This is a genomic window from Streptomyces sp. NPDC001903 (genome assembly GCF_042891345.1).
GTDB lineage: Bacteria > Actinomycetota > Actinomycetes > Streptomycetales > Streptomycetaceae > Streptomyces.
Genome location: NZ_JBIASZ010000005.1, coordinates 211,712 through 238,059, shown reverse-complemented (window position 1 = coordinate 238,059; position 26,348 = coordinate 211,712). Strand labels below are relative to the sequence as shown.

Here is a 26,348-nt window from a genome sequence, read left to right as displayed (position 1 = left end):
TCACCCACGGGAAGCAAGGGACGCGCCATGCCCGAGAGGCCCCAGGCCGAAAACGCCGCCAAGGCCCCAAAGGCCACCAAGACCACCGCCGCCGAGAAGACGACGAAGAAGGCGGTCAGGAGCGCCGCCGAGAAGACGGCCGCCCCGCGCCGCCAGGCCCGCGGCGAGCGCCGGATCGCCCAGCTCCTGGACGCCGCCGCCAGCGTGTTCTGCCGTACCGGCTACGCGGCGGCCAGCACCAACGCCATCGCCCGCGAGGCGGAGGTCTCACCGGGCACGCTCTACCAGTTCTTCCCGAACAAGGAGGCCATCGCCATCCACCTGGGCGACGAGCTGCTCCGGCGCGCCCGCGACATGCACGGCCAGGCCTTCCTCCCCGAGAACCTGGACAAGCCCCTGCCCGAGCTGCTCGACGCCGTCCTGGACCCGGTCATCGCCTTCAACTGCGAGAACCCGGCCTTCTGGGCCCTCATGCACGGCTCCGGCATCCCCGGCATCACCCAGGAGCGCGAGGAGCTGCACTCCGGCCTGCTGGAGCGCGTCCAGGACGTCCTGCGCACCTTCTGCCCGGACGGCTCGCCCGAGGAGCTCACCCGCGTCTCCGGCATGATCCTGGGCATTTTCAAGGCTGCCCTCGACCTGATCCTGGCGAGCGAGGGCGCCGAGCGCGCCGCGTACGTCGCCGAGCTGAAGACCGTCCTGCTGCGCTACGTGGAGCCGATGCTCACCACTCCCCACGCCCACTGACCCGGCCGCGGGGACCGCCTCGGCCTCCGCTTCCGCCGCCGCATCCGCCGCCACCTCGGCCGTCGCTTCCGCCACCACTTCGGCCGTCGCTCCGGACACAGCCCCCGACACTCGCATTGATACCCCCTAGGGGTATAGTCTTCGAGTGTCGGGAGGACGGTGGGGTGACAACACCCGCGACACCGCCGCCCCCGGCGACCGGACACGCCCTCGAAGAGGAGAACGACATGACCGCCGAGACGGACACCCAGACCACCACCGTCTACCGGGTGACCGGCATGACCTGCGGCCACTGCGAGGGCGCGGTGACCACCGAGCTCTCCGCCCTGCCCGGCGTCAGCTCGGTCAAGGCCGTCGCCGCGACCGGCGAGGTCACCGTGGTCTCCGCCACCCCGCTCGCCGAGGAGGACGTACGCGCCGCCGTGGACGAGGCCGGGTACGAGTTCGCCGGCCAGGCCGGCTGAGCACCCCGCGCCCCGCGCCACTCCTCCTTCGCAGTACCCCGCCGGGTCGTGCCGGCCAGCTCATACTGGTCCCGTACGACCCGGCCATCCCCTGGAGCCGGACATGAGCAGCAGCACAGTGCACGACGGGCCCATAGCGGCGGCCGGAGCCGCCCAGGTCGAGCTGACCATCGGCGGAATGACCTGCGCCTCCTGCGCCGCCCGCATCGAGAAGAAGCTGAACCGGATGGACGGGGTCACCGCCACGGTGAACTACGCCACCGAGAAGGCCCGCGTCTCGTACGGGAGCGGCGTCCAGGTCGCCGACCTGATCGCGACCGTCGTCAAGACCGGCTACACCGCCGAGGAACCCCCGCCGCCGGAGCCGGAACCGGAGCCGGAGGCCGCGGAGACCGGCCGGCCCCCGCGCGACCCCGAACTGGCCGCGCTGCGCCAGCGGCTGCTGGTCTCGGCCACCCTGGCCCTGCCCGTCGTCCTGCTCTCGATGGTCCCGGCCCTCCAGTTCGACAACTGGCAGTGGCTCTCGCTGACCTTGGCCGCCCCCGTGGTCGTCTGGGGCGCCCTCCCCTTCCACAAGGCCGCCTGGACCAACGCCCGGCACGGCGCCGCCACCATGGACACCCTGGTCTCGGTCGGCACGCTCGCCGCCTTCGCCTGGTCGCTGTGGGCCCTGTTCTTCGGCCACGCCGGCATGCCGGGCATGCGGCACGGCTTCGACTTCACCGTCTCGCGCACGGACGGCTCCTCCTCGATCTACCTGGAGGTCGCCGCCGGAGTCGTCAGCTTCATCCTGCTCGGCCGCTACCTGGAGGCCCGCTCCAAGCGGAAGGCGGGCGCCGCCCTCAAGGCCCTGCTGGAGCTCGGCGCCAAGGACGTCGCCGTCCTGCGCGGCGGCGGCGAGGTCCGGATCCCGGTGGCGCAGCTCGCCGTCGGCGACCGCTTCGTCGTCCGCCCCGGCGAGAAGATCGCCACCGACGGCACCGTCGTCGAGGGCGCCTCCGCCGTGGACGCCTCGATGCTGACGGGCGAGTCCGTCCCCGTCGAGGTGGCCGTGGGCGACTCCGTCACCGGCGCCACCGTCAACGCCTCGGGCCGTCTCGTCGTCGAGGCCACCCGGATCGGCGCCGACACCCAGCTCGCCCGGATGGCCCGGCTCGTCGAGGAGGCGCAGAACGGCAAGGCCGAGGTGCAGCGCCTCGCCGACCGGATCTCCGGGGTCTTCGTGCCGGTCGTGCTGGTGCTGGCGCTCGGCACCTGGGTCACCTGGCTGCTGATCACCGACAACCCCACCGCCGCCTTCACCGCCGCCGTGGCCGTCCTGATCATCGCCTGCCCCTGCGCCCTGGGCCTGGCCACGCCGACCGCGCTCATGGTCGGCACCGGGCGGGGCGCGCAGCTCGGCATCCTGATCAAGGGCCCCGAGGTACTGGAGTCCACCCGGCGCGTGGACACGGTCGTGCTCGACAAGACCGGTACGGTCACCACCGGCCGGATGACCCTGACCGGAGCCGTCCCCGCCGAAGGCGTGGACCCCGCCGAGCTGTTGCGCCTGGCAGGCTCGCTCGAACACGCTTCGGAGCACCCGATCGCCCGGGCGGTGGCGGCATCGGCGAGCGACCTCGGCGAGGGGTTGTCGGTCCCGGAGAGCTTCGAGAACCTCGGCGGCCTCGGCGTCCAGGGCGTCGTCGACGGGCACGCCGTGCTGGTCGGCCGCGAGCAGCTGCTGGCGGACTGGTCGATCGAACTGCCCGCCGGCCTCGCCGGGGCCAAGGCGGCCGCCGAGGCCGCGGGCGGCACCGCTGTCCTGGTGGCCTGGGACGGGGCGGCCCGCGGGGTCCTGACCGTGGCCGACGCGGTCAAGGAGACCAGCGCCGAGGCGGTGTCGCGGCTGCGGGCACTGGGGCTGACCCCGGTGCTGCTGACCGGTGACAACAAGGCGGTCGCCGAGACGGTGGCCCGCGCGGTCGGCATCGACGAGGTGATCGCCGAGGTCCTCCCGCAGGACAAGGTGGACGTCGTACGCCGACTGCAGGCCGAGGGCCGTACGGTCGCCATGGTCGGCGACGGGGTGAACGACGCGGCCGCGCTGGCCCAGGCGGACCTGGGCCTGGCCATGGGCACCGGCACCGACGCCGCGATCGAGGCGGGCGACCTGACCCTCGTACGGGGGGACCTGCGGGTGGCGGCGGACGCGATCCGGCTCTCCCGCCGGACCCTGGCCACCATCAAGGGCAACCTGTTCTGGGCCTTCGGCTACAACGTGGCGGCCTTGCCCCTCGCGGCCGCAGGCCTGCTCAATCCGATGATTGCGGGGGCCGCGATGGCGTTCTCCTCGGTTTTCGTGGTGAGCAACAGCCTCCGGTTGCGGACCTTCCGCTAAGGGATCTTCTCCCCACGCTGCACACACTTCCTTCACGGGAGACGCAGATCACAGTGATTGCAACGTAACCATCCGGCACTGCAGTGGGTCTAATGGGGCGATGCCAGGAACGTCTTGGGGGACGTTCACGGGGGTCTTGGGGGACGTCCGGGGCATCAGCCGGCCGGGACGCGTGCTCAACGGGGAGCTTTGAGCGGCCCTCCCGACCCGTACGGGTCCCGGCAGACACCCAACCGGAGCGCACCGCGCGTGCGCTCCCCGCCGACGCCCCGGCTCGGGTCCCGTGGGGGGAATCCGTTCCGGGGAAAGGAAAGCGCCCCGACCGTCGACCCGTGGGGGGATCGACGGCGGGGCGCTTTTCGCTTGCTCGAGGGACCTCGGGTCAGCGGGCCTCGACCGGGACGAAGTCGCGCAGGACCTCGCCGGTGTAGATCTGGCGCGGACGGCCGATGCGGGAACCCGGCTCCTTGATCATCTCGTGCCACTGGGCGATCCAGCCGGGAAGGCGGCCGAGCGCGAAGAGCACGGTGAACATCTCGGTGGGGAAGCCCATGGCCCGGTAGATCAGGCCGGTGTAGAAGTCCACGTTCGGGTAGAGGTTGCGCGAGACGAAGTACTCGTCGGCCAGCGCGTGCTCTTCCAGCTTGAGCGCGATGTCGAGCAGCTCGTCGCTCTTGCCGAGCGAGGAGAGGACGTCGTGCGCCGCGGCCTTGATGATCTTCGCCCGGGGGTCGAAGCTCTTGTAGACGCGGTGTCCGAAGCCCATGAGGCGGACGCCGTCTTCCTTGTTCTTCACCTTGCGGATGAAGGCGTCGACGTCGCCGCCGTCGTTCTTGATGCCCTCGAGCATCTCGAGGACGGACTGGTTGGCGCCACCGTGCAGCGGGCCCCACAGGGCCGAGATGCCGGCGGAGATCGAGGCGAACATGTTCGCCTGCGAGGAGCCGACCAGGCGCACGGTGGAGGTCGAGCAGTTCTGCTCGTGGTCCGCGTGCAGGATCAGCAGCTTGTCGAGCGCCGAGACCACGACCGGGTCCAGGTCGTACTCCTGGGCCGGCACGGAGAAGGTCATGCGCAGGAAGTTCTCGACGTAGCCGAGGTCGTTGCGCGGGTAGACCACCGGGTGGCCGACCGACTTCTTGTACGCGTACGCCGCGATCGTCGGGAGCTTGGCCAGCAGGCGGATCGTCGAGAGGTGCCGCTGCTTCTCGTCGAACGGGTTGTGGCTGTCCTGGTAGAACGTCGACAGCGCGCTGACCACGGAGGACAGCATCGCCATCGGGTGCGCGTCACGCGGGAAGCCGTCGTAGAACCGCTTCACGTCCTCGTGCAGCAGCGTGTGCTGGGTGATCTCGTTGCGGAAAGACGCGAGCTGGTCGACGGTCGGCAGCTCACCGTTGATCAGCAGGTACGCGACCTCGATGAAGGTCGAGCGCTCGGCCAGCTGCTCGATCGGGTAACCGCGGTAACGCAGGATGCCCTGCTCACCGTCGAGGTAGGTGATCGCGGACTTGTAGGCGGCGGTGTTGCCGTAGCCGCTGTCCAAGGTGACGAGCCCGGTCTGGGCCCTCAGCTTCGAGATGTCGAAGCCCTGGTCACCGACGGTGCTTTCGACCACCGGGTAGGTGTATTCACCGTCCGCGTACCGGAGTACTACAGAGTTGTCGCTCACGTCATCCCTCACCGACGTAGTGCCTCTTCTTCGAGGTGCCCTGACTGCCTCTACCTTCCCCCATTTGGCGCAGGAGAGTGCACTCGGGGTCGGCCTTTGGTCCTTTTGACGGCACTGAGTGCCTTCAACCTGCTCATCCTGCCCCCTCCACACCGGTGCGGGAACCCAAAATGATCGATCATTTAGGTGATGTTTCCCACCGGTATCCGGCCGGACAGCCTGGGCGCGACCGCCGTGAACCTCCTACCTGCGGAAACGGTACGCACAGCCTGACCGAGGGCTTTCCGGGACCCGACCAGCACGACCAACTTCTTCGCCCTGGTCACCGCCGTATAGAGCAAGTTGCGCTGGAGCATCATCCAAGCCCCGGTGGTGACAGGGATCACCACGGCCGGATATTCACTCCCCTGGGAGCGGTGGATGGTGACGGCGTACGCGTGCGCCAGCTCGTCCAGCTCGGCGAACTCGTACCCGACCTCCTCGTCCTCCTCCGTCCGCACCGTCAGCCGCTGTTCGTCCGCGTCGAGGGCGGTGACCACGCCGACCGTGCCGTTGAAGACCCCGTTGGCGCCCTTCTCGTAGTTGTTGCGGATCTGGGTGACCTTGTCGCCGACGCGGAAGACCCGGCCGCCGAACCGCTTCTCCGGCAGATCCGGCCGGGCCGGCGTGATGGCCTGCTGGAGCAGCCCGTTGAGGTTCCCCGCACCGGCCGGACCGCGGTGCATGGGCGCGAGCACCTGGATGTCGCGCCGCGGGTCGAGTCCGAATCTGGCCGGAATCCGCCGGGCGGCCACATCCACGGCGAGCCGCGCGGCCTCCTCCGTGTCCTCCTCCGGGAAGAGGAAGAAGTCCGGCAGCCCGTCGGTGATCGGCGGCACCCCGGTGTTGATGCGGTGGGCGTTGGTGACCACGCCCGACTGCTGCGCCTGCCGGAAGATGCGGGTCAGGCGGACCGCCGGGACGGGGCCGCCCTCGGCCAGCAGGTCCCGCAGCACCTCCCCGGCGCCGACCGAGGGCAGCTGGTCCACATCCCCGACCAGCAGCAGGTGCGCCCCCGGCGCCACCGCCTTGACCAGCTTGTTCGCCAGCAGCAGGTCCAGCATCGAGGCCTCGTCCACGACGACCAGGTCCGCATCGAGCGGGCGCTCCCGGTCGTACGCCGCGTCCCCGCCCGGCTTGAGCTCCAGCAGCCGGTGCACGGTGGAGGCCTCGGCCCCGGTGAGCTCGGCGAGCCGTTTCGCGGCCCGGCCGGTGGGCGCGGCGAGCACGACCTTGGCCTTCTTGGCCCGGGCCAGCTCCACGATCGAGCGGACGGTGAAGGACTTCCCGCAGCCCGGCCCGCCGGTCAGGACGGCCACCCGGCGGGTCAGCGCCAGCGTGACGGCGTCCCGCTGCTCGGGGGCCAGCCTGGCCCCGGTGCGCCCGGCGAGCCAGCCGAACGCCTTGCCCCAGTCCACGTCCTGGAAGCCCGGCATCCGGTCGTCCTCCGCGTTCAGGAGCCGCCGCACCTGCCCGACCAGCGACAACTCGGCCCGGTGGAAGGGGACCAGGTACACGGCGGTCAGCGGGTCCGGCCCGCCCTGCGGATCCGGCACCGATTCCCGTACGACACCCTCGGGATCGGCGGCGAGCTCGGCCAGGCACTCGATGACCAGCCCGGTGTCCACCTGGAGCAGCTTGACCCCGTCGGCGATGAGCCGCTCCTCCGGGAGGAAGCAGTGCCCCTGGTCGGTGGACTGGGACAGGGCGTACTGGAGCCCGGCCTTGACCCGCTCGGGGCTGTCGTGCGGTATGCCGACGGCCTGGGCGATCCGGTCGGCGGTCAGGAAGCCGATGCCCCACACGTCGGCGGCGAGCCGGTACGGCTGGTTCTTGACCACCGAGATGGAGGCGTCGGCGTACTTCTTGTAGATGCGGACCGCGATGGAGGTGGAGACTCCGACGCCCTGGAGGAAGACCATGACCTCCTTGATCGCCTTCTGCTCCTCCCAGGCGGCGCCGATCAGCCTGGTCCGCTTGGGGCCGAGCCCGGGCACCTCGATCAGCCGCTTCGGGGACTCCTCGATCACGTCGAGGGTGTCGGTGCCGAAGTGCTCCACGATCCGGTCGGCGATCTTCGGGCCGATGCCCTTGATGAGGCCGGAGCCGAGGTAGCGGCGGATGCCCTGGATGGTCGCGGGGAGCACCGTGCGGTAGTTCTCCACCGTGAACTGCTTGCCGTACTGGGGGTGGGAGCCCCAGCGGCCCTCCATGCGCAGCGATTCGCCCGGCTGGGCCCCGAGCAGGGAGCCGACGACGGTGAGCAGGTCCCCGCTGCCGCGGCCGGTGTCGACGCGGGCGACCGTGTACCCGCTCTCCTCGTTGGCGTAGGTGATGCGCTCGAGCACCCCCTCGACGACTGCCGGTTGCACCGCCCCGTTGGTTGTCATGGCACGAAGCTACCGCCCGGCGCCGACAGCCCGTCAGGCCTGTGGACAACCCCGGAGAACCCAGAAGGGGGTCCGGCCTCGCGGCCGGACCCCCTCACGGTTACCCCTCCCGTGTCGGCCTTCCCGATCCCCCCAGATCCCTCCCCGGAAGTACCGACGCACCATACGACCCGCTGCCCGGCCCAGGGGTTGCACGCGGAATCGGAACTTTACGTTTCCATTACCTTGGCGGGATCCGGTGCCGATCCGAAGTGCCGGTGAATCACCACAGAAGTAGCGTTTCAGGCATGAGCGAATCCGAATCTTCATTCCAGGACGACGTGCTCGGCGAGCTGGGCCCGGACCGGCTGGGCGAGATCGCCGGCCTGCTCGGCACGGACGCGGCGGGCGCCCGCGAGACCGTCGCGACCACGGTCGGCGCGATGACGGGCGACCTCCAGGAGAAGGCCGGCGCCGATGACGACGAGGGCAACGAGGTCCGCCAGGCTTTCGCCGAGGTGGCCGAACCCCCGCTCCAGGGCGTGGCCACGCTCGGCGGCGGGCTGCTCGGCGGCGGGCTGATGGCCGGGGTGCTCGCGAAGGTGAGCAAGCCGGTCGCCGCGGCGGTCTCCAAGAAGACCGGCATCCCCGCGGCCACCGTCTCCCGCGTCATCGAACTGCTGATCCCGGTCGTCCTGGCGGTCTTCGCCAAGCGCGCGGCGGCCGGCAAGGGCGCCACCGCCGGAGCCCCGGGCGCCACTGCGGGCGCGGCCCCCGGAGCCGCCCCGGCGGAGGGCGGCGGACTCGGCGACCTGCTCGGCCAGATCCTCGGCGGCGGCAAGAAGTAGCCCGCTACCCTGGGGCGCCATGGAGCCCCCTGCTGACAACTCCGCCGCAGCGGTACGGCTGCGGGACCCCGAGCCCGGGGAGCTGGGCTGGATCGTGCAGCGGCACGGCGCGCTCTACGCCGCCGAGTACGGCTGGAACACGGCCTTCGAGGGCCTGGTGGCCCGCATCGTCGCGGACTTCGCCGAGGACCACGACCCGTACCTGGAACGGGTCTGGATCGCCGAGCTGGACGGCCGCCCGGTCGGGTCGGTGATGTGCGTACGCGAGGACAGCTCCCCCGGCACCGCGCGGCTGAGGCTGCTGCTCGTGGAGCCGGCGGGCCGGGGCCACGGCATCGGGTCCCTCCTGGTCGACGCGGTCGTCGCCTTCGCCCGCTCCGTCGGATACCGCGAGCTGGTGCTGTGGACCAACGACGTGCTGACCTCGGCCCGTTCCCTCTACGAACGCGCCGGGTTCACCCTGGTGGCCGAGCACCCGCACCGCTCGTACGGCGTCAGCCTCACGGGGCAGGACTGGCGGCTGCCGCTGCAGGAGGGCTCCCCGCACTGACGGCCGCCGCGGCGCCCACCGCCGCGCCGCCGCCCTCCGCCACCGGCGTACGGGTGCCCGCGCGGGCGGGCGCCAGCGAGGTCATGCCCACCCCGCCGACCAGCAGCAGCGCCGCCACCCACCGCAGCCCCGAGACGCCCTCGCCCAGGACCAGCGCGGCCGAGGACATCCCGAACACCGGCACCAGCAGGGAGAACGGCGCGACCGAGGAGGCCGGGTAGCGCTTCAGCAGGAAGTTCCAGGCGCCGAAGCCGAACACGGTCGACACCCAGGCGACGTACGCGATGACCGCGGCCCCGGACCAGTCCAGCCCGCGCAGCGCGGCCAGGTCCCGCTCGGGCCCCTCCAGCAGCAGCGACAGCGCGAACAGCGGCAGCACCGGGACGGTGCACACCCAGACCATGAAGTTCAGCGCGTCGGGCGGGGACGCCTTGCGGGTCAGCACGTTGGACACGCCCCAGCAGGCGGCGGCCGCGACGACCAGGGTGAAGCCGAGCACCGGCCCCGAAGTGCCCCCGTCCACCGCGGCGACGGCGATCCCCGCGAGCGCCACCGCCATGCCGGCGATCCGGACCCGCCCGGGCCGCTCGCGCAGGACGAGGGAGGCGAGGACCGCGGTGAAGACGGACTGCACCTGGAGCACGAGCGAGGACAGTCCGGCCGGCATGCCGGCGGCCATCCCGGTGAACAGGAGGCCGAACTTGGCGACGCCGAGGGCCACGCCGACCGCGATGATCCACTTCCAGGCGGTCTTGGGCCGGCCGACGAAGAACACGGCGGGCAGCGCCGCGACGAGGAAGCGCAGGGCGGACAGGAGCAGCGGCGGGAAGTGGCCGAGCCCGATCTCGATGACGACGAAGTTGAAGCCCCAGACGGCGGCGACGAGTACGGCGAGTGCGGTGTGAACGGGACGCATGCTTCGAGCATCGACGCGGCGACCATGTAGCACCAGCGCGGATGTCTTCAGGGATGGATGAAGCATCTCTTACGGGTGCCTCGCGCTCGCGCGGTGCCTACGATGGGCCGCATGCTCGACCTCTCCCGGCTGCGCGCCCTGCACGCCGTCTCCGTCCACGGCTCGGTCGCGGGTGCGGCGGCGGCCCTCGGCTACACCCCCTCCGCCGTGTCCCAGCAGATCGCCAAGCTGGAGCGGGAGACCCGGACCACGCTGCTGGAGCGGCGCGGGCGCGGGGTCGCGCTCACCGAGGAGGCCCGGCATCTCGCGGATACCGCCCAGGAGTTGCTGGCGATCGTGGAGCGCGCCGAGACCACCCTGGAGGAGCGCCGCGGGCAGCCGAGCGGGCTGCTGACGGTGGCCGCCTTCGCCTCCGCGGCGCGCGGTCTCATGCCGGGGGCGCTCGCCGATCTCGCACGCCGGCATCCCGCGCTGGACGTGCGCCTCACCGAGGTCGACCCCCACCTGTCGGTGGACCTGGTGGCCCGGGGGGTCACCGACCTGGCGGTGGCCCACGACTGGGACATCGCCCCGCTGCCGGCCCCGGAGGGCGTCGAGCAGGCGGTCATCGGGGACGACCGCTGCGACCTGGTCGTACCGCGGGACCACCCGTTCACGCAGCGGGCCGTCATCCGGCGGGCGGACCTCGGCGGCCAGCGCTGGGTCTGCCAGCCACCCGGCCGGGTCTGCCACGACTGGCTGATGCGGACGCTGCGCACCGCCGGGTTCGAGCCCGACATCGCGCACGTGGCCGAGGAGAACCACACCATCGTCGCGCTGGTCGCGGCCGGGCTCGGGGTGGCCGTCGTACCCCGGCTGGGGACCGGGGCGCTGCCGCCGGGCGCGGTGGCCGTACCGCTGGAACCGAGCCCCGTGCGCAGGTTGTACGCCGTGTGGCGGACGGGGGCGGCCCGCCGGCCGGCGATCACCGAGGCCGTACGGACCCTGCAGGAGCACTGGGCGTACGCGGCACCCCTTCCGGGGGACCTCCCGAGTGTCCGCGGCGGCGCGGACGCGGCGCGGCAGTAGGGTCCGGCCGTGTCGTACCAAGCGTCCCGCAGGTCCCTGCTCACCGCGGCCGCCCTGGCCGCCGTCACGGCCGCCGGGGTGGCCTCGTACGCCGCGGTCGACGGCCCGGACGGCGGGGGCGGCGGCCCGCGCCCCGACGACGGCCGCCCGGGCGACCGGCCGCCGGGCCGGGCTCCCGACCGGGCGGCGCTGCGCCGGCTGGTGGACGGGATGAGCCTGGCGGAGAAGGTCGGGCAGCTCTTCGTGTCCCGCGCGTACGGCCATTCGGCGACCGATCCGGATCCGGCGGACGCCGAGCAGAACATGAAGCTGTTCGGGGTGCGCACGGCCGCCGAGCTGGTCTCCCGCTACCACCTCGGCGGGATCATCTACTTCTCCTGGGCCCACAACACCCGCGGCCCGCAGCAGATCGCCGAGCTGTCGGCCGCGCTCCAGCGGGCGGCGGCCGGGACCGGCTCCGGCATCCCGCTGCTGCTCTCCACGGACCAGGAGCACGGCGCGGTGGCGCGCATCGGCAAGCCCGCGACCCTGCTGCCGGGGGCGATGGCCCTGGGCGCGCGGCACGGCGCGGGCGGCACCGGCGGCACGGGTGGAAGCACAGCCGGCAGTACGGGCGGTACCGGTGGCACCGGTAGCACGGGTGGCACCAGTATTACGGGTGGCACCGATGCCGACTCCGACTCCGCGGCCACCGCCGAGGCCCGGCGCGCCGCACGCATCGCGGGTGCCGAGCTCGCCGCGATGGGCATCCGGCAGGACTACGCGCCGGTGGCCGACGTGAACGTCAACCCGGCCAATCCGGTGATCGGAGTACGGTCCTTCGGCTCGGACCCGCAGGCGGTGGCGGCCCTGGTCGCCGCCCAGGTCCGCGGCTACCAGGGCGCCGGAGTGGCCGCCACCGCCAAGCACTTCCCCGGCCACGGGGACACCGAGACCGACAGCCACGTCGGACTGCCGGTGATGCGGCACAGCCGGGCCCAGTGGGAGGAGCTGGACGAGCCCCCCTTCCGGGCGGCGGTGGAGGCGGGCGTGGACGCCGTGATGACCGCGCACATCGTCTTCCCCGCGCTCGACCCCTCCGGGGACCCGGCGACCCTCTCCGGACCGATCGTGACCGGCATCCTGCGCGAACGCCTGGGCTTCCGGGGGGTGGTGGTGACCGACGCCCTCGACATGGCCGGGGTACGCCAGAAGTACGGGGACGACCGGGTCCCGGTCCTGGCCCTGAAGGCGGGCTGCGACCAGCTGCTGAACCCGCCGGACCTGGGGCTCGCGCACCGCAGCGTCCTCGCGGCCGTCGAGGCGGGCGAGCTGACGCGGGCCCGGATCGAGGAGTCGGTGCTGCGGATCCTGGAACTGAAGGCCCGCCGGGGCCTGTTCGACGCGGCGCACACCGCCGCCGGGCAGACGGACGCCCAGGTGGGCATCCCGGCGCATCTGACGGCCGCCGACGAGATCGCCGCGGGTACGACGACCCTGCTGGCCAATCCCGTCAAGCTGCTGCCGCTGGACCCGGCCGCCGCGCCCCGGGTACTGGTCACCGGGGCCGACCCCGCCTCCCCCAGCGGTACGACAGGACCCCCTACGGCGGTACTGGCCCGGGAGCTGACCGCCCTGGGCTGCCGGGCGACGGCCGCGCCGCCCGCCCGGGCGGTGGCCGCGGCCCCCGGCAACGCGGCGGTGCTGGTGTGCACGTACAACGTCCCGGAGGGGGACGATCCGCAGCGCACGCTGGTCAAGGAGCTGCTGGCCACCGGGGTGCCGGTGGTCCTGGTGGCGATCCGCAATCCGTACGACCCCGCCCGGCTGCCCGCGTGCGCGGCGGAGCTGGCGACGTACACCTGGACGGACGTGGAGATGCGGGCGGCGGCCCGGGTGGTCACCGGGGCGGTACGGCCCACGGGCCGCCTCCCGGTCCCGGTTCCGGGCCGCTACCCGCTGGGCCACGGGCTCTCGTACGACTAGCCGTACCAGTACCGGTAGTTGGTACTGGTACTGGTGCTGGTATTAGCCGTACTACCTCTCCCGTGGCCCCTGGGGCCCTCCCGGGGAGCTACGGCCGCAGCTGCGGCTCGCGCTCCACGTCCTTCTGGTCGAGCACCGCGTCGGGCTTCGCCAGCGGCGTCGCCCGGCCCGCGTCGACGAGCGAGGCGGCCGGCGCGACCCCGGCCCACTGCAGGATCTTCTGCGTGGCCAGCGCCTTCTCGCCGTCCATGAGCTTGGCGACGTTGGCCCCGTGGTTGGCGCCCGGCGCGATCATCACGTAGCTGTCGCGGACGGTGTAGCCGAGGTGGAACGGTTCGGCACCCCACGGGTCGTTCTGCCCGTACACGAACAGCATCTGGTTCGCGTTGTTCTTCACCCAGTTGTCGACGTCCGCCATGACCCCCGGCTGGAAGGTCATCGGGATGTCGCGGGGCACGAAGTTGCGCGGCGGCTGGTAGCCGTAGCGGCTCAGGCCCTTCAGGTGCGGCTGCTTGATGTCGGGCGAACCGAGCTGCGTACCCGCCTGGTAGTAGTACGGCGTGTACGTCTCCAGGCCCTGGTCGGCGTAGGCCGAGAAGCCGGAGATCGTGTCGATCGAGTCCCAGATCTCCTGGTCGCTCGCGGTCGCGGCGGCCGGGATGGAGGCGCAGTCGGCCAGCAGGCTGTACTGCCAGAAGGCCCACACGTAGTCGAGCACGACGGCCTCGTAGGCCTTGTCGAGGTTGCCGACGGTGGTGAAGGTCCAGCCGTTCTCGGCGGCGGCGGCCGCGTACTTGGCCTCCAGCGGCTCACGGCGTACGAGGGCCTCCCGCTGCACCGCGTTCAGCTTGTCGCGGCACTCCTTGGTGCCGACCTTGGCGAAGAACCGGTCGTACGCCGAGTCCTCCTTGTTGACGACGTCGTTCGGCGCGACGTAGGCGACGACGCCGTCCATGTCGCGCGGGTAGTAGCGCTCGTAGTACGTCGCCGTCATGCCGCCCTTGCTGCCGCCCGTGGCCAGCCAGTTCTTCTTGTAGATCTTCTTCAGGGCGGTGTAGATGCGGTGCTGGTCGCTGGCGGCCTGCCAGATGTCCAGGTTCGCCCAGTTGGCCGGGTCGGGCCGGGAGGGCGTGAAGAACCGGTACTCCAGCGACACCTGGTTGCCGTCGACGATCGTCGTCGGCTCGCTGCGGCGCGGGCTGGTGTTGACGTTGTAGCCGGAGGTGTAGAAGACCGTGGGCCGGGAGACGTCCTTGTGCAGCAGGGTGAGGCGCTGCTTGAAGGTGCCCTTCGAGGGCTGCCGGTGATCGACCGGCTGTTCGTAGTTCAGTACGAAGAAGCGGTACCCGGGGTACTCCTTCTCCTCGATCAGACTCATCCCCGCGATGGCGAGGATCTCGTCCTTGATGTCCGTCGCGGCGGACGGCCCTGCGGCGGTGGCCGCCTGGGCCGTGAAGCCGGCTGTTCCCATGGTGCCGATCAGCACCACGAGCGACAGCAGCCAGCCGAGCGTCTTGCGCATTCACCCTCCCCTTGAGTTCACTTCGGTCGCCCGTGAACCTAGCGGGGTCAACGCGCCGCTGACCAGACCTAGTTGGGCCGCTCGTTCAGCACAGAATCCAGCCGGAATCGACAGATCCGGCCTCGATGCTCCCCTTTACATACACGCAGCGGCTGATCGCACCGACGGTGACGGGTCCGGCATATCGGGTGAATTGCCCGGCATCGCGGACCGGCACCCCGCCGCGCGGCTGGATGCTCACCGCCATCGCCCGGCGCCGCCCCGGGTCACGGGCGACGGTCACCGCGCAGGCCTGCGTACGGCTCTTGTAGACGCGCACCTCGCCGCTCCCCAACGGCAGCGTCCTGACCAGGTCACCCCCGCAGCCGCCGGTCGCCGCGTGCGCCGGAGGCGCCGCGAGCAGCCCCCCGACGCACAGCATCAGCCCGGCCACGAACACCCGCGCCGACGCGGCCCCCCGGCCGCGCCCCTTCCGCCCGTGCTCCACCCTGTCCCCCGATCAGTCGTACGCGACACGTACGCACGTACGACGCGCAGACCCCCCGGAAGGTTGCTCGCAGCAAGGTCCGGGGGGTCTGCGGGGCGGGTCGAACCGCCGGCGCCACGTCAGGCGGCGGCGCGTTCGTCCTCGCCCACGAAGGTGCGCCACAGCTCCGCGTAGCGGCCGCCGCGGGCCACGAGTTCGGCGTGGGTGCCGTCCTCCACCACCCGGCCGCGGTCCATGACCACCACGCGGTCGGCGCGCGCGGCCGTGGTCAGCCGGTGCGCCACCACGAGGGTGGTGCGCTTGCCGGCGAGCCGGTCGGTGGCCTGGTTGACCTGGGCCTCGGTGGCCAGGTCGAGCGCGGCGGTGGCCTCGTCGAGCAGCAGCACGTCCGGGTCGACGAGTTCGGCGCGGGCCAGCGCGATCAGCTGGCGCTGGCCGGCCGAGAGGTTGCGGCCGCGCTCGGCGACGGTGTGCAGGTAGCCGCCGTCCAGGGTGGCGATCATGTCGTGGGCGCCGACCGCGCGGGCGGCCGCCTCGACCTCGGCGTCGCCCGCCTCGGGCCGCCCGTAGGCGATGGCGTCGCGGACCGTCCCCGGGAAGAGGTACGGCTCCTGGGGGACGACACCGAGCCGGTGGCGGTACTCCGTCAGGTCGAGCTCCCGCAGATCGGCGCCGTCGGCGGTGACCCGGCCCGAGGTCGGGTCGTAGAACCGGGCCACGAGCTTGACCAGCGTGGACTTCCCGGCGCCGGTCTCGCCGACGAAGGCGACGGTCTGGCCGGCGGGTATGCGCAGGCTGATCCCGGCCAGCGCGTCCCCCTTCTCGCCGCGCTCCTCGGCGGTGCCGTACGCGAACCGCACGTCCTCGAAGGCGATCTCGCCGCGCAGCTCCTTGACCGCGCGCGGATCGGCCGGGCGGGGGGTGCTGGTGGGCTCGCGCAGCAGCCCCTGGATCCGGCCGAGCGAGACGGTGGCCTGCTGGTAGCCGTCGAAGACCTGGGAGAGCTGCTGGACGGGGGCGAAGAACAGGTCGATGTACAGGAGGTACGCCACCAGCGCGCCCGTGGTGAGGGTGCCGGCCTCGACCCGGCCCGCGCCGACGATCAGGACGGCGGCCGCGGCCCCGGAGGACAGCAGCTGGACGAAGGGGAAGTAGACGGATATCAGCCACTGGCCGCGCACCCGGGCCTCGCGGTACGAGTCGCTGCGCTCGGCGAACCGGGCGGCGCCCGCGCGCTGGCGGCGGAAGGCCTGGACGATGCGCAGTCCGGAGACGGACTCCTGGAGGTCGGCGTTGACCAGGCTGACCCGGTCGCGGGCGAGCTCGTACGCGGCCACCGACTTGCGGCGGAACACGATCGTGCCGATGACCAGCACGGGGAGGGTGGCGAAGACGATCAGCGCGAGCTCGACGTCGAGGACGAGCAGGGCGATCAGGATGCCGAAGAAGGTGAAGACGGAGACGACGGCGGTGACGAGCCCGGTCTGCAGGAAGCTGGAGAGGGCGTCCACGTCGGTGGTCATCCGGGTCATGATCTTGCCGGTCAGCTCGCGCTCGTAGTAGTCGAGGCCGAGGCGCTGGAGCTGGGCGAAGATCTTGACGCGCAGGGCGTACAGGACGCGCTCGCCGGTGCGCCCGGTCATCCGGGTCTCGGCGAACTGGGCGGCCCACTGCGCCACGACGACGCCCAGCGCGAGGACGGCGGCCACCCAGACGGCGCCGAGGGCCGCCTGTTCGACGCCCTTGTCGATGCCGTGGCGGATCAGGATCGGGAGCAGCAGCCCGGAGCCGGCGTCGACGGCGACGAGGCCGAGGCTGATGGCGAGGGGCGCCCAGAAGCCGTGGAGCAGGCGGCGCAGGTTGTAGCTCTTCTCGGCGGCCGCGGCGCGGTCCTCGTCCACGGCGGGCTCGTCGTCGGCGGGCGGCAGGGCGGCCACCTGGGCGAGCAGCTCAGGAGTGGCTGGCATGCCCGCGACGGCGCCGGCCACGGTGGCGCCCGGTACGCCGGTTCCGGGCGCGCCGGTCGCGGCCGCGGTCCCGGCGGCGGCCTCCGCCTCCGCTTCCTCTTCCTCCTCTTGTTCCTCCTGGCGGCGCCAGAGCTCGGGGGTCACCCCGTCCACGACCCGCCGCTTGGCGTTGACCGGCTCGGAGTCGATCTCGGCCTCGAGCTCGATGTCCCGTTCGAGCTTCCCCTCGATGTCCCGCTCGAATTCGGTCATCACGGGCGCCTCGGGGGTGCGCGGCGAGCCGGCGCCGAGCGCGTCCGGGTCGGTGAGCAGCCGCCGGTACAGGGGCGAGCGGCGCTCCAGCTCCTCGTGCGTGCCGATGTCGGAGAGCCGCCCGCGGTCGAGTACGGCGATCCGGTCGGCCAGCGCGAGCGTGGAGCGGCGGTGGGCGATGAGGAGGGTGGTGCGGCCCGCCATGACGGTGCGCAGCGCCTCGTGGATCTCGTGCTCGACGCGCGCGTCGACGGCGGAGGTGGCGTCGTCGAGGAGCAGCAGCCGGGGGTCGGTGAGGATGGCGCGGGCGAGCGCGATGCGCTGGCGCTGGCCGCCGGAGAGGGTGAGCCCCTGCTCGCCGACCTTGGTGTCGTACCCGGCGGGCAGGGCCTGGATGAAGGATTCTGCCTGGGCGGCGCGGGCGGCGGCCTCGATCTGCGCGTCGGTGGCTTCGGGGTGCCCGTAGGCGATGTTGGCGCGGATGGTGTCGGAGAAGAGGAAGGAGTCCTCCGGTACGAGCCCGATGGCGGCGCGCAGCGAGTCGTACGTCAGCTCGCGCACGTCGTGCCCGCCGACGCGGACGGTGCCGCGGTCGGCGTCGTAGAAGCGGGGCAGGAGGAGGGACAGGGTGGACTTGCCGGAGCCGGAGGCCCCGACGACGGCGACGGTCTCGCCTTCGGCGATGGAGAGCGAGAACCCGTCCAGGACGGGCCGCTCGGGGTCGTACCCGAAGCCGACCGCGTCGAACTCGACGGTGGCGGGGGCGTCGGCGGGCAGTTCCCGCGTGCCCTCCTCGATGACGGGCTCGGTGTCGATGAGCTCGAAGACGCGCTCGACGCCGGCGCGGGCCTGCTGGCCGACGGTGAGGACCATGGCGAGCATGCGGACGGGGCCGACGAGCTGCGCGAGGTAGGTGGAGAAGGCGACGAAGGTGCCGAGGGTGATGTGTCCCTGGGTCGCCATCCAGCCGCCGAGGGCCAGCATGGCGACCTGCCCGAGGGCGGGTACCGCCTGCAGGGCGGGGGTGTAGCGGGAGTTGAGCCGGATGGTCCGCATCCGGCCGGCGAACAGCCGGCGCCCGGCTTCGCGCAGCTTGCCGGTCTCCTGCTCCTCCTGGCCGAAGCCCTTGACGACGCGGACGCCGGTGACGGCCCCGTCGACGACGGTGGCGACGGCGGCGGCCTGGCCCTGGGCCCACCAGGTGGCGGGGAAGAGCTTCTTGCGGCTGCGCTTGGCGATGAACCACAGGGCGGGGGCCATGAGCAGCGCGACGAGGGTCAGCTGCGGGGACAGGGCCAGCATGATCCCGAGGGATATCCCGAAGAGGAGGAAGTTCCCGATGGTCATGGGCAGCATGAAGAGCAGGCCCTGGATCAGTTGCAGGTCGCTGGTGGCGCGCCCGACGACCTGGCCGGTGGACAGCTCGTCCTGGCGGCGCCCGTCGAGGCGGGCGATGGTGTCGTACATGTCGGTGCGCAGGTCGTGCTGGACGTCGAGCGCGAGGCGGCCGCCGTAGTACCTGCGGATGTAGGTCAGCACGTACACGAGGACCGCGGCGCCTATGAGGAGCCCGGCCCAGACGCCCATGGGCTTGGTGTGGTCGCCGATGACGTCGTCGATGATGACCTTGGTGACCAGGGGCACGAGCGCCATGACGGCCATGCCGGCCAGTGACGACCCGAGGGCGAGCAGCACATTGGTCTTGTACCGCCAGGTATAGGCGGTGAGCCGCCTCGCCCAGCCCTGTTTCTCCCCAGCCGCCGTCACGTGGTGCCTCCCCGTTCGTGTTGTCCTGCCGGAAGCGCCAACGCTCCGACCGGCGGATTTCATCCCGCCGCAACAATCGAACGGGTTTCCGCGCGGCGCGGCGACCCGGCCCCACCCATCCGTGTCGGCCCGGCCGTGCCGCCTCAGGGGCTGGGCAGAGGCTTCACGACGGGGGCTGCTCCAGCGGCTCGTTCTCGCAGCCGAGGGCCTCGGTGACCCTGCCGCAATTGGCGCTCGACCCCTTCTTCCCTTGCTCCTCGGCCTCGTCCTTCATGCCCTCGGCCCACTTGGTCGCGTCGTCTTCCTTGTCCTTGACGACGTCCGCTCCGCCTCCACCGGCAGGGCGTAGGCCGGGCCGTCGTCCGCGATGCCGCGCATCACGCGCACGGGGCTGCCCTGGCCGCTAAACGTGCGTGGGGGCGAACATGCGGAGCGTGGCCGGAAGTACGAGCACCGAGGGGCCCGGGGTGGTCAGGGACTTCTTCAGGTCCTCGCGGAGGGTTTGCGGGGTCGTCGTCGTTGCCGGGACGCCGAAGGATTCGGCCAGGGCCGCGAAGTCCGGGCGGGTGAGTTCGGTGGCCGTCGTGCGGCCCTCGAAGGAGTCCGTCATGTACTCGCGCAGGATGCCGTAGCCGCCGTCGTCCACGATCAGCCAGGTCACGTCCAGGTCGTGCTGCTTCGCCGTCGCCAGGTCCGCGATCGAGTACATCGCGCCGCCGTCGCCCGAGACCGCCAGGACCGGGGTGCCCGGTTCCGCGACGCAGGCGCCGAGGGCCGCCGGGAAGGCGTAGCCGAGGCCGCCGGCGCCCTGCGCCGAGTGCATCGTGTTGGGGTGCTTCGCGTCGAACGCCGACCAGGCCCAGTACGACAGGATCGTCATGTCCCAGAACGACGGGGAGCGGGCCGGGAGCGCCGCGCGGATCGAGGTGAGGAGTCCGCGCTCCAGCGTCACGTCCTGCGTCGACAGGCGGGCCTCGATCTCCGACAGGAGCCGGCGGACGCGTTCGGGCGCCTGCGCGTCCTCGCGTTCCCCGACCGTCTCCAGGAGGGCCTGGAGGGCCAGGCGGGCGTCCGCGTGGATGCCGAGGGCCGGGTGGTTGGACTCCAGCTTGCCGAGGTCCGCCTCGATCTGGACGACCCGGCCCGTCGGGAAGAACGTGTGGTAGTTCGACGACAGTTCGCCCAGGCCCGAGCCGACCACCAGCAGGACGTCCGCGTCCTCCAGGAAGTCCGTCATGTGGCGGTCCTCCAGCCAGGACTGGAGGGACAGCGGGTGGGTCCACGGGAAGGCGCCCTTGCCGCCGAACGTGGTGACCACCGGGGCGTTCAGCCGCTCCGCCAGCTGCCGCAGCTTGCCCGCCGCGTCCGAGCGGACCACCCCGCCGCCCGCGATGATCACGGGACGCGCGGCCCGCTCCAGCCAGTGCGCCGCCAGCGCGGTGAGCTCGGGGCGCGGGGCCAGCTCGTGCGGGCTCGCGTCCACGGCCGTGACCTGCGGGATCACCGTCTCCGCGCGCAGCACGTCCTCCGGGATCTCCACCCAGACCGGGCCGTGCGGAGCCGTCAGCGCCGACTCCCAGGCCTCCGCGATCACGGAGGGGATCTGCGAAGGCGTGCGGGCCGTGTGGACCGACTTCACCACGTCCCGGAACGACGCCGTCTGGTCCCGCAGTTCGTGCAGGTGTCCGCGCCGTCCGCCGCCCAGGCCCGCCACCGGGACCTGCGAGGAGATGGCGAGGACGGGGGCCGAGGCGGCGGCCGCCTCCGCCAGGGCCGGCAGGGCCATCAGCGCGCCCGGGCCGGTCGAGAGCAGCAGGGGAACCGCCTCGCCCGTGATGCGGCCGTACGCGTCGGCCGCGAAGCCCGCGTTGTTCTCCGTACGCAGCCCGATCAGCCGCAGGTCGGAGCGGCCCACGGCGTCGAAGAGGGCGAGTGCGTGCTGCCCCGGCAGACCGAAGACCGTGGTCGCGCCGAGGCCGCGGAGCGTCTCCACGACCAGGTCCCCGCCCGTCCGCCCCGGCGGCGGCGCGAGGGCGGCCGCCCGCTGGGCGTCGGTGGGACGGAGTACCAGGTCGTGGTCGTGCGTCACGTGCGCTTACTCGCCCTTCTCGGGTCCTGCTACGCCTTCTTCGCGGCGGCGATCTGGCGGCTCATGATGGTCGTCAGCTCGTACGCGGTGTGCGAGGCCGCGACCGAGGTGATCTCGGCGTGATCGTACGCCGGGGCGACCTCGACGACGTCCGCCGAGACCAGGTTGCAGGAGGACAGGCCGCGGATGATCTCCAGCAGCTCGCGGGAGGTCATGCCGCCCGCCTCCGGCGTACCGGTGCCGGGCGCGTGAGCCGGGTCCAGCACGTCGATGTCGATCGAGATGTACAGCGGGCGGTCGCCGATGCGCTGGCGCAGCTGGTCCGCGACCTCGTCGGCGCCGCGCCGGTAGACGTCGGCCGAGGTCACGATGCCGAAGCCCATCTTGGCGTCGTCGTCCAGGTCCTGCTTGCCGTACAGCGGACCGCGCGTGCCGACGTGGGACAGCGCCTCGGTGTCGAGGATGCCCTCCTCCACGGCGCGGCGGAACGGCGTGCCGTGCGTGTACTCGGCGCCGAAGTACGTGTCCCAGGTGTCCAGGTGCGCGTCGAAGTGCAGCAGCGCGACCGGGCCGTGCTTCTTCGCGACGGAGCGGAGCAGCGGGAGGGCGATGGTGTGGTCACCGCCGAGGGTCATCAGGCGGGAGCCGGCGCCGAGGAGCTCGTCTGCGGCCGCCTCGACCGTCTCGACGGCCTCGTTGATGTTGAAGGGGTTCACCGCGATGTCGCCGGCGTCCGCCACCTGGGCGAGCGCGAACGGGGAGGCGTCCTGCGCCGGGTTGTACGGGCGCAGCAGGCGGGAGGCCTCGCGGATGGCGTTGCCGCCGAAGCGGGCGCCGGGGCGGTACGAGACGCCCGAGTCGAACGGGACGCCGACGACGGCGACGTCCGCCGAGCCGACCTCGTCCAGGCGGGGCAGCCGGGCGAAGGTCGCGGGGCCCGCGTAGCGCGGGATGCGGGAGGAGTCGACGGGGCCGCGCGGCTGCGTGCTCATGAGGGGTGCCCTTCCGGAGGTCCTGCGGGGGTGCTGGTGCGGTGCTTCGAGCGTAAGCCGCCGCCAGGGGGGCGCGAAGTGTACGTTTCATCCACTACCCGTCTCTGATGTGTACGGAGCATCCATGGAGGTCCCGCCCACCCCCTCGGTCCCCCTGGCCGCGCTGCTCACCGACCGGGAGCTGGGGCTACGCCACCTCGCGGGGCCCGCCGAGGCCGATGTGCACGGGGTGCACGCCTCCGAGATGGCCGATCCCTCGCCCTACCTGCTGGGCGGCGAGCTGCTGCTCACCGCCGGCGCGGAGCTGGGGGCCGACCCGGACGGCTACGTGAGCGGGCTCGTCGCCGCGGGCGCGGCCGCACTCGGCTTCGGCGTGGCGCCCGTGCACGAGGAGGTGCCGGCGGCGCTGGCGGCGGCTTGCGCGCGGCACGGGCTGCCGCTGCTGGAGGTTCCGCCGCAGACCCGGTTCACGGCCGTGGCCCGCACCGTCTGGCGCCTCATGGCCGAGGCGCGGACCCGCGAGCTGCGCCGGGTCACCGAAGCCCAGCAGTCCCTCGCCGCCGCTGCCGCCCGCCCGGATCCGGTTCCGGCGGTGCTGGCGCGCCTCGCGGCCAGCCTGAGTGGGTGGGCGGCCCTGCTGACCCCGGCCGCCGCGGTCGCCCAGGGCGAGCCGGCCGCGTCCGGCGCCGCGGCGGCAGCCGCCGGGGCCTCCCCCGGGGTGGCGCGGGCCGCCGGGGCGGGGCCCGCGGAGGAGGTGCTCGGCGCCGTCCGGGTGCTGGCGCGGCGGGTGGCGAGCGGGGCGGCGGCCACCGCCACCGACGCCGTCGGCGGGACGCACCTCGCCGTCTACACCGTGGGCGGGGGCCGGGTGCTGGCCCTCGCCGCCCCGGTCCGGGCCCCGGGCGACCACGCCATCGCCTCCATCGCCGCCGTCCTGCTGGCCCTGCTCACCGCCGACCGGCCGGCCGGGGCCGAGGCCGCCGCGCTGGCCCGGCTGCTGCTCGACGGCTCCCCCGCGCAGGCGCTGGGCGGGCCCGGGCCCTGGTACGCCGTCCACGCCCGGGGCGGCGCCGATGCGCCGGCCCTCGCCGCCGCGCTGGGCACCGTACTGCTGGACCCGGACGGTCCGGCCGTACGGCTGCTCACCGACCGGGAGCCGTCCCCGCAGCCCGGGTGGCGGCTCGGGGTCAGCGCCCCGGCCGGGCCCGAGGCGCTGGCCACCGCCGACGCGCAGGCCCGCCGGGCCCTGGAGCGCGCCGAGGCCGCCCGCACCCCGCTGGCCCGGCACACCGGACCCGGCCTCGCGGGGCTCGTCGGCGAAGCCGAGGCCCGCGCCCACGCCGATGCCCTGCTCGGCCCGCTCTCCCCGGCCCTGCGGGACACCCTGCGCGCCTGGCTGGCCCACCACGGCAGCTGGGACCGCAGCGCCGCCGCGCTCGGCGTGCACCGCAACACCGTCCGCCAGCGCGTCGCCCGCGCCGCGGCCCTCCTCGACCGCGACCTCGACGACCCGGACACCCGGATGGAGCTGTGGTTCGCGCTGACCCGGGCCCCAGGGGTCTGACCGCACCGGCGCAAGGTCGGCTGCGCCGTACGGATGGACTCGGGCCGTACGGCCGCGGGCTCGGCGCCTCGCGGCGCGCGGCGGCCTACGTTCGCACTGCTTCCCCCACCCCCACCTCGAACCTCGAAAGGCAGTGCCCTCGTGCGATCGATCCGCCTCGCCCTGACCGCTCTCGCCGCCGGCGGCGTCATCCTGGCCGGCGCCTCCGCCGCGTCCGCCGACGACACCTTCACCGTGTACGCGCCGATCGACAACACGTACTCGATCGTCTTCGGCGACCTGTCCCAGGTGGCCGGCGACGACGTGTTCAACGCCGGCCGCGACAACACGGTCGGCTCCCACAACGGTGCGGCCACGGCCGGCGACATCGGCATGGCCGCGCTGACCGGGACCCGGATCCTGAGCAACGAGGCGCTGATGCACGGCGCCGCCGGCCAGTGGACCGGCAAGATCCTCGGCAAGTGAGCGTCGGCGCCGGCCGGCGGCCCGCCCGCCGGCCGGCGCCGGACATCACACCCGGTCCCCCTCCCCGACTCTGGACAGCCCACCCGACCCACCGGTAACTTAGTGGTCTGAGCAAGCGCTTAGACACGGCGCGACAGCGCGACGGGCGACAGGATCGAGGAGGCGGCTGTGCGCCGTACCGTTTTCAACGAGGACCACGAGGCGTTCCGCGAGACCATCCGCGCCTTCATAGAGGCCGAGGTCGTCCCCGTCTACGACGAGTGGTTCGCCGCCGGTCAGGCGCCGCGCGACTTCTACTACAAGCTCGGCGAGCTGGGCATCTTCGGCATCAACGTCCCCGAGGAGTTCGGCGGCGCGGGCCTGGACACCCACAAGTTCGAGGCCGTCCTGTACGAGGAGACCGCCCGCGCGGGCGTGAACTTCGGCGGCTCCGGCGTGCACGTGCTGCTCGCGCTCCCCTACATCAAGATGCTGGCCGACGACGAGCAGAAGAAGCGGTACCTGCCGAAGTTCGTCTCCGGTGAGGAGATGTGGGCCCTCGCGATGACCGAGCCGGGCACCGGCTCCGACGTCGCGGGCATGAAGACCACCGCCAAGCTCTCCGAGGACGGCACGCACTACGTCCTCAACGGCTCCAAGACCTTCATCACCGGCGGCGTGCACGCCGACCGCGTGATCGTCTGCGCCCGCACCGCCGCCCCGCGCGAGGACGACCGCCGCTTCGGCATCTCGCTGTTCGCCGTGGACACCAAGTCCGAGGGCTACTCGATCGGCCGCAAGCTCGACAAGCTGGGCCTGCGCACCTCCGACACCGCCGAGCTGGCGTTCGTCGACGTCAAGGTCCCCGTCGAGGACCTGCTCGGCGAGGAGGGCAAGGGCTTCTACTACCTCGGCCACAACCTCGCCTCCGAGCGCTGGGGCATCGCGTTCGGCGCGTACGCCCAGGCCGCCGCGGCCGTCCGGTTCGCCCAGCAGTACGTGACCGACCGCACCGTCTTCGGCAAGCCGGTCGCGCACTTCCAGAACACCAAGTTCGAGCTGGCCGCCTGCCAGGCCGAGGTGGACGCCGCCCAGGCCGTCGCGGACCGCGCCCTGGAGGCCCTGGACGCCGGCGAGCTGACCCCCGCCGAGGCCGCCTCCGCGAAGCTGTTCTGCACCGAGGTCGCGCACCGCGTGATCGACCGCTGCCTCCAGCTGCACGGCGGCTACGGCTACATGAACGAGTACCCGATCGCGCGCCTGTACGCCGATAACCGCGTCAACCGCATCTACGGCGGCACCAGCGAGATCATGAAGTCCATCATCGCCAAGGCGATGGGGCTGTAAGGCCCTGGCCTTCACTCCATGAACGAGGCACTGGCGACGCTCCTCGATCTGCTCGACCTCGAGCAGATCGAGGAGAACATCTTCCGCGGTACCAGCCGTTCGGCGCTGGTACCGCGCGTCTTCGGCGGCCAGGTCGCGGCCCAGGCCATGGTCGCGGCCGGGCGGACCGTGCCCGAGGACCGCACCGCGCACTCGCTGCACTCGTACTTCCTGCGTGCCGGGGATCCCGGCGCGCCGATCGTCTACGCGGTCGACCGGATCCGCGACGGGCGCTCCTTCACCACCCGCCGGGTCGTCGCCGTCCAGCACGGACAGCCGATCTTCCACCTCTCCGCGTCCTTCCAGACGCACGAGGAGGGCCTCGACCACCAGAGCGCGATGCCGGACGCGCCCGATCCGGAGACCCTGCCGACGGCCGCCGAGGCGCTGCCCGCGTACCGGGAGATCTTCCGCGACCCGGGCACGGTGGAGCGGCTGATCGAGGCGCGCGGCGCCGTGGACCTGCGGTACGCGACCGTCCCGCCCTGGGGCAGCGTCGGCAAGCCGGTCGAGCCGCGCTCGCAGGTGTGGTTCCGTACGGCCGGGAAGCTGGAGAGCGACGACGCGCTCCTGCACACCTGCCTGGCCACCTACGTCTCGGACATGACCCTGCTCGACTCGGTGCTGCTCGCGCACGGCCGCGGCGGCTGGGCGGTCGGCGACGTGGTCGGCGCCTCCCTGGACCACGCGATGTGGTTCCACCGGCCGTTCCGCGCCGACGAATGGCTGCTGTACGACCAGGAGTCCCCCTCGGCCGCGGCCGGGCGCGGGCTCGGGCAGGCCCGGATCTGGACCCAGGACGGGCGCCTCGCCGTGACCGTCATCCAGGAGGGCGTCGTCCGCGTCCCCCGCGCGTAGCC

At 72.6% G+C, this 26,348-nt stretch carries 18 protein-coding genes and 1 pseudogene; 11 read left to right on the top strand and 8 right to left on the bottom strand.

Annotated features, from left to right (window positions below):
• Positions 1-27 precede the first annotated feature (27 nt).
• From ACFYZS_RS13615 to ACFYZS_RS13605, 3 genes are all read left to right on the top strand, one after another.
• Entirely contained in the window at positions 28-747 is a 720-nt protein-coding gene (locus ACFYZS_RS13615; protein WP_389010805.1) for a TetR family transcriptional regulator, read from the top strand.
• 227 nt (positions 748-974) lie between these two features.
• Entirely contained in the window at positions 975-1,211 is a 237-nt protein-coding gene (locus tag ACFYZS_RS13610) for a heavy-metal-associated domain-containing protein (protein ID WP_389010802.1), read from the top strand.
• A gap of 103 nt (positions 1,212-1,314) precedes the next feature.
• Positions 1,315-3,591, top strand: coding sequence for a heavy metal translocating P-type ATPase (locus ACFYZS_RS13605; protein WP_389010799.1), 2,277 nt, complete (start codon positions 1,315-1,317; stop codon positions 3,589-3,591).
• A 382-nt stretch (positions 3,592-3,973) separates the two neighbouring features.
• Here ACFYZS_RS13605 and ACFYZS_RS13600 read toward each other — a convergent pair whose 3' ends face one another.
• A complete protein-coding gene (locus tag ACFYZS_RS13600) occupies positions 3,974-5,263 on the bottom strand; it encodes a citrate synthase (protein ID WP_030161574.1) in 1,290 nt (429 codons plus the stop codon).
• Positions 5,264-5,445: 182 nt separating this feature from the next.
• Positions 5,446-7,692, bottom strand: a complete 2,247-nt coding sequence (locus tag ACFYZS_RS13595) for an ATP-dependent RecD-like DNA helicase (protein ID WP_389010795.1) — start codon at positions 7,690-7,692, stop codon at positions 5,446-5,448.
• Positions 7,693-7,979: 287 nt separating this feature from the next.
• On the opposite strand from ACFYZS_RS13595, the gene ACFYZS_RS13590 reads away from it, so the two are divergent.
• Together ACFYZS_RS13590 and ACFYZS_RS13585 are read left to right on the top strand one after the other, a co-directional pair.
• Complete coding sequence (locus ACFYZS_RS13590) at positions 7,980-8,519, top strand: DUF937 domain-containing protein (protein WP_389010792.1); 540 nt, start codon at positions 7,980-7,982, stop codon at positions 8,517-8,519.
• Between the two features lie 52 nt (positions 8,520-8,571).
• A pseudogene (locus ACFYZS_RS13585) lies at positions 8,572-9,069 on the top strand (GNAT family N-acetyltransferase); the annotation flags it as partial.
• On the opposite strand, the gene ACFYZS_RS13580 reads toward ACFYZS_RS13585, so the two are convergent.
• Positions 9,020-9,985, bottom strand: coding sequence for an EamA family transporter (locus ACFYZS_RS13580; protein WP_389010789.1), 966 nt, complete (start codon positions 9,983-9,985; stop codon positions 9,020-9,022). The pseudogene ACFYZS_RS13585 and the gene ACFYZS_RS13580 overlap by 50 nt on opposite strands.
• A 111-nt stretch (positions 9,986-10,096) precedes the next feature.
• On the opposite strand from ACFYZS_RS13580, the gene ACFYZS_RS13575 reads away from it, so the two are divergent.
• Together ACFYZS_RS13575 and ACFYZS_RS13570 are read left to right on the top strand one after the other, a co-directional pair.
• Positions 10,097-11,053 (top strand): LysR substrate-binding domain-containing protein, encoded by a 957-nt coding sequence (locus ACFYZS_RS13575; RefSeq protein ID WP_389010786.1) that lies wholly within the window; start codon positions 10,097-10,099, stop codon positions 11,051-11,053.
• A 9-nt stretch (positions 11,054-11,062) separates the two neighbouring features.
• A complete protein-coding gene (locus ACFYZS_RS13570; RefSeq protein WP_389010783.1) occupies positions 11,063-13,018 on the top strand; it encodes a glycoside hydrolase family 3 protein in 1,956 nt (651 codons plus the stop codon).
• A gap of 88 nt (positions 13,019-13,106) precedes the next feature.
• Here ACFYZS_RS13570 and ACFYZS_RS13565 read toward each other — a convergent pair whose 3' ends face one another.
• The 5 genes from ACFYZS_RS13565 to speB all read right to left on the bottom strand — a co-directional run bounded on the left by ACFYZS_RS13565 (position 13,107) and on the right by speB (position 22,094).
• Complete coding sequence (locus ACFYZS_RS13565) at positions 13,107-14,540, bottom strand: S28 family serine protease (RefSeq protein WP_389010780.1); 1,434 nt, start codon at positions 14,538-14,540, stop codon at positions 13,107-13,109.
• A gap of 85 nt (positions 14,541-14,625) precedes the next feature.
• Entirely contained in the window at positions 14,626-15,027 is a 402-nt protein-coding gene (locus ACFYZS_RS13560) for a hypothetical protein (protein ID WP_389010777.1), read from the bottom strand.
• 119 nt (positions 15,028-15,146) lie between these two features.
• Positions 15,147-19,013: an ABC transporter ATP-binding protein gene (locus ACFYZS_RS13555; protein ID WP_389010774.1), complete on the bottom strand. Its 3,867-nt coding sequence runs from the start codon at positions 19,011-19,013 to the stop codon at positions 15,147-15,149.
• Positions 19,014-19,416: 403 nt separating this feature from the next.
• A complete protein-coding gene (locus ACFYZS_RS13550; protein WP_389010771.1) occupies positions 19,417-21,102 on the bottom strand; it encodes a thiamine pyrophosphate-binding protein in 1,686 nt (561 codons plus the stop codon).
• 29 nt (positions 21,103-21,131) lie between these two features.
• Positions 21,132-22,094, bottom strand: coding sequence for an agmatinase (gene speB, locus ACFYZS_RS13545; protein ID WP_119096088.1), 963 nt, complete (start codon positions 22,092-22,094; stop codon positions 21,132-21,134).
• Positions 22,095-22,218: 124 nt separating this feature from the next.
• On the opposite strand from speB, the gene ACFYZS_RS13540 reads away from it, so the two are divergent.
• The 4 genes from ACFYZS_RS13540 (at position 22,219) to tesB (ending at position 26,346) form a co-directional block, all read left to right on the top strand.
• Positions 22,219-23,658, top strand: a complete 1,440-nt coding sequence (locus ACFYZS_RS13540) for a helix-turn-helix domain-containing protein (protein WP_389010768.1) — start codon at positions 22,219-22,221, stop codon at positions 23,656-23,658.
• Positions 23,659-23,799: 141 nt separating this feature from the next.
• A complete protein-coding gene (locus tag ACFYZS_RS13535; RefSeq protein ID WP_389010765.1) occupies positions 23,800-24,123 on the top strand; it encodes a hypothetical protein in 324 nt (107 codons plus the stop codon).
• Positions 24,124-24,291: 168 nt separating this feature from the next.
• Positions 24,292-25,449, top strand: a complete 1,158-nt coding sequence (locus ACFYZS_RS13530; protein WP_389010762.1) for an acyl-CoA dehydrogenase family protein — start codon at positions 24,292-24,294, stop codon at positions 25,447-25,449.
• 18 nt (positions 25,450-25,467) lie between these two features.
• Entirely contained in the window at positions 25,468-26,346 is an 879-nt protein-coding gene (gene tesB, locus ACFYZS_RS13525) for an acyl-CoA thioesterase II (RefSeq protein ID WP_389010759.1), read from the top strand.
• Positions 26,347-26,348 lie beyond the last annotated feature (2 nt).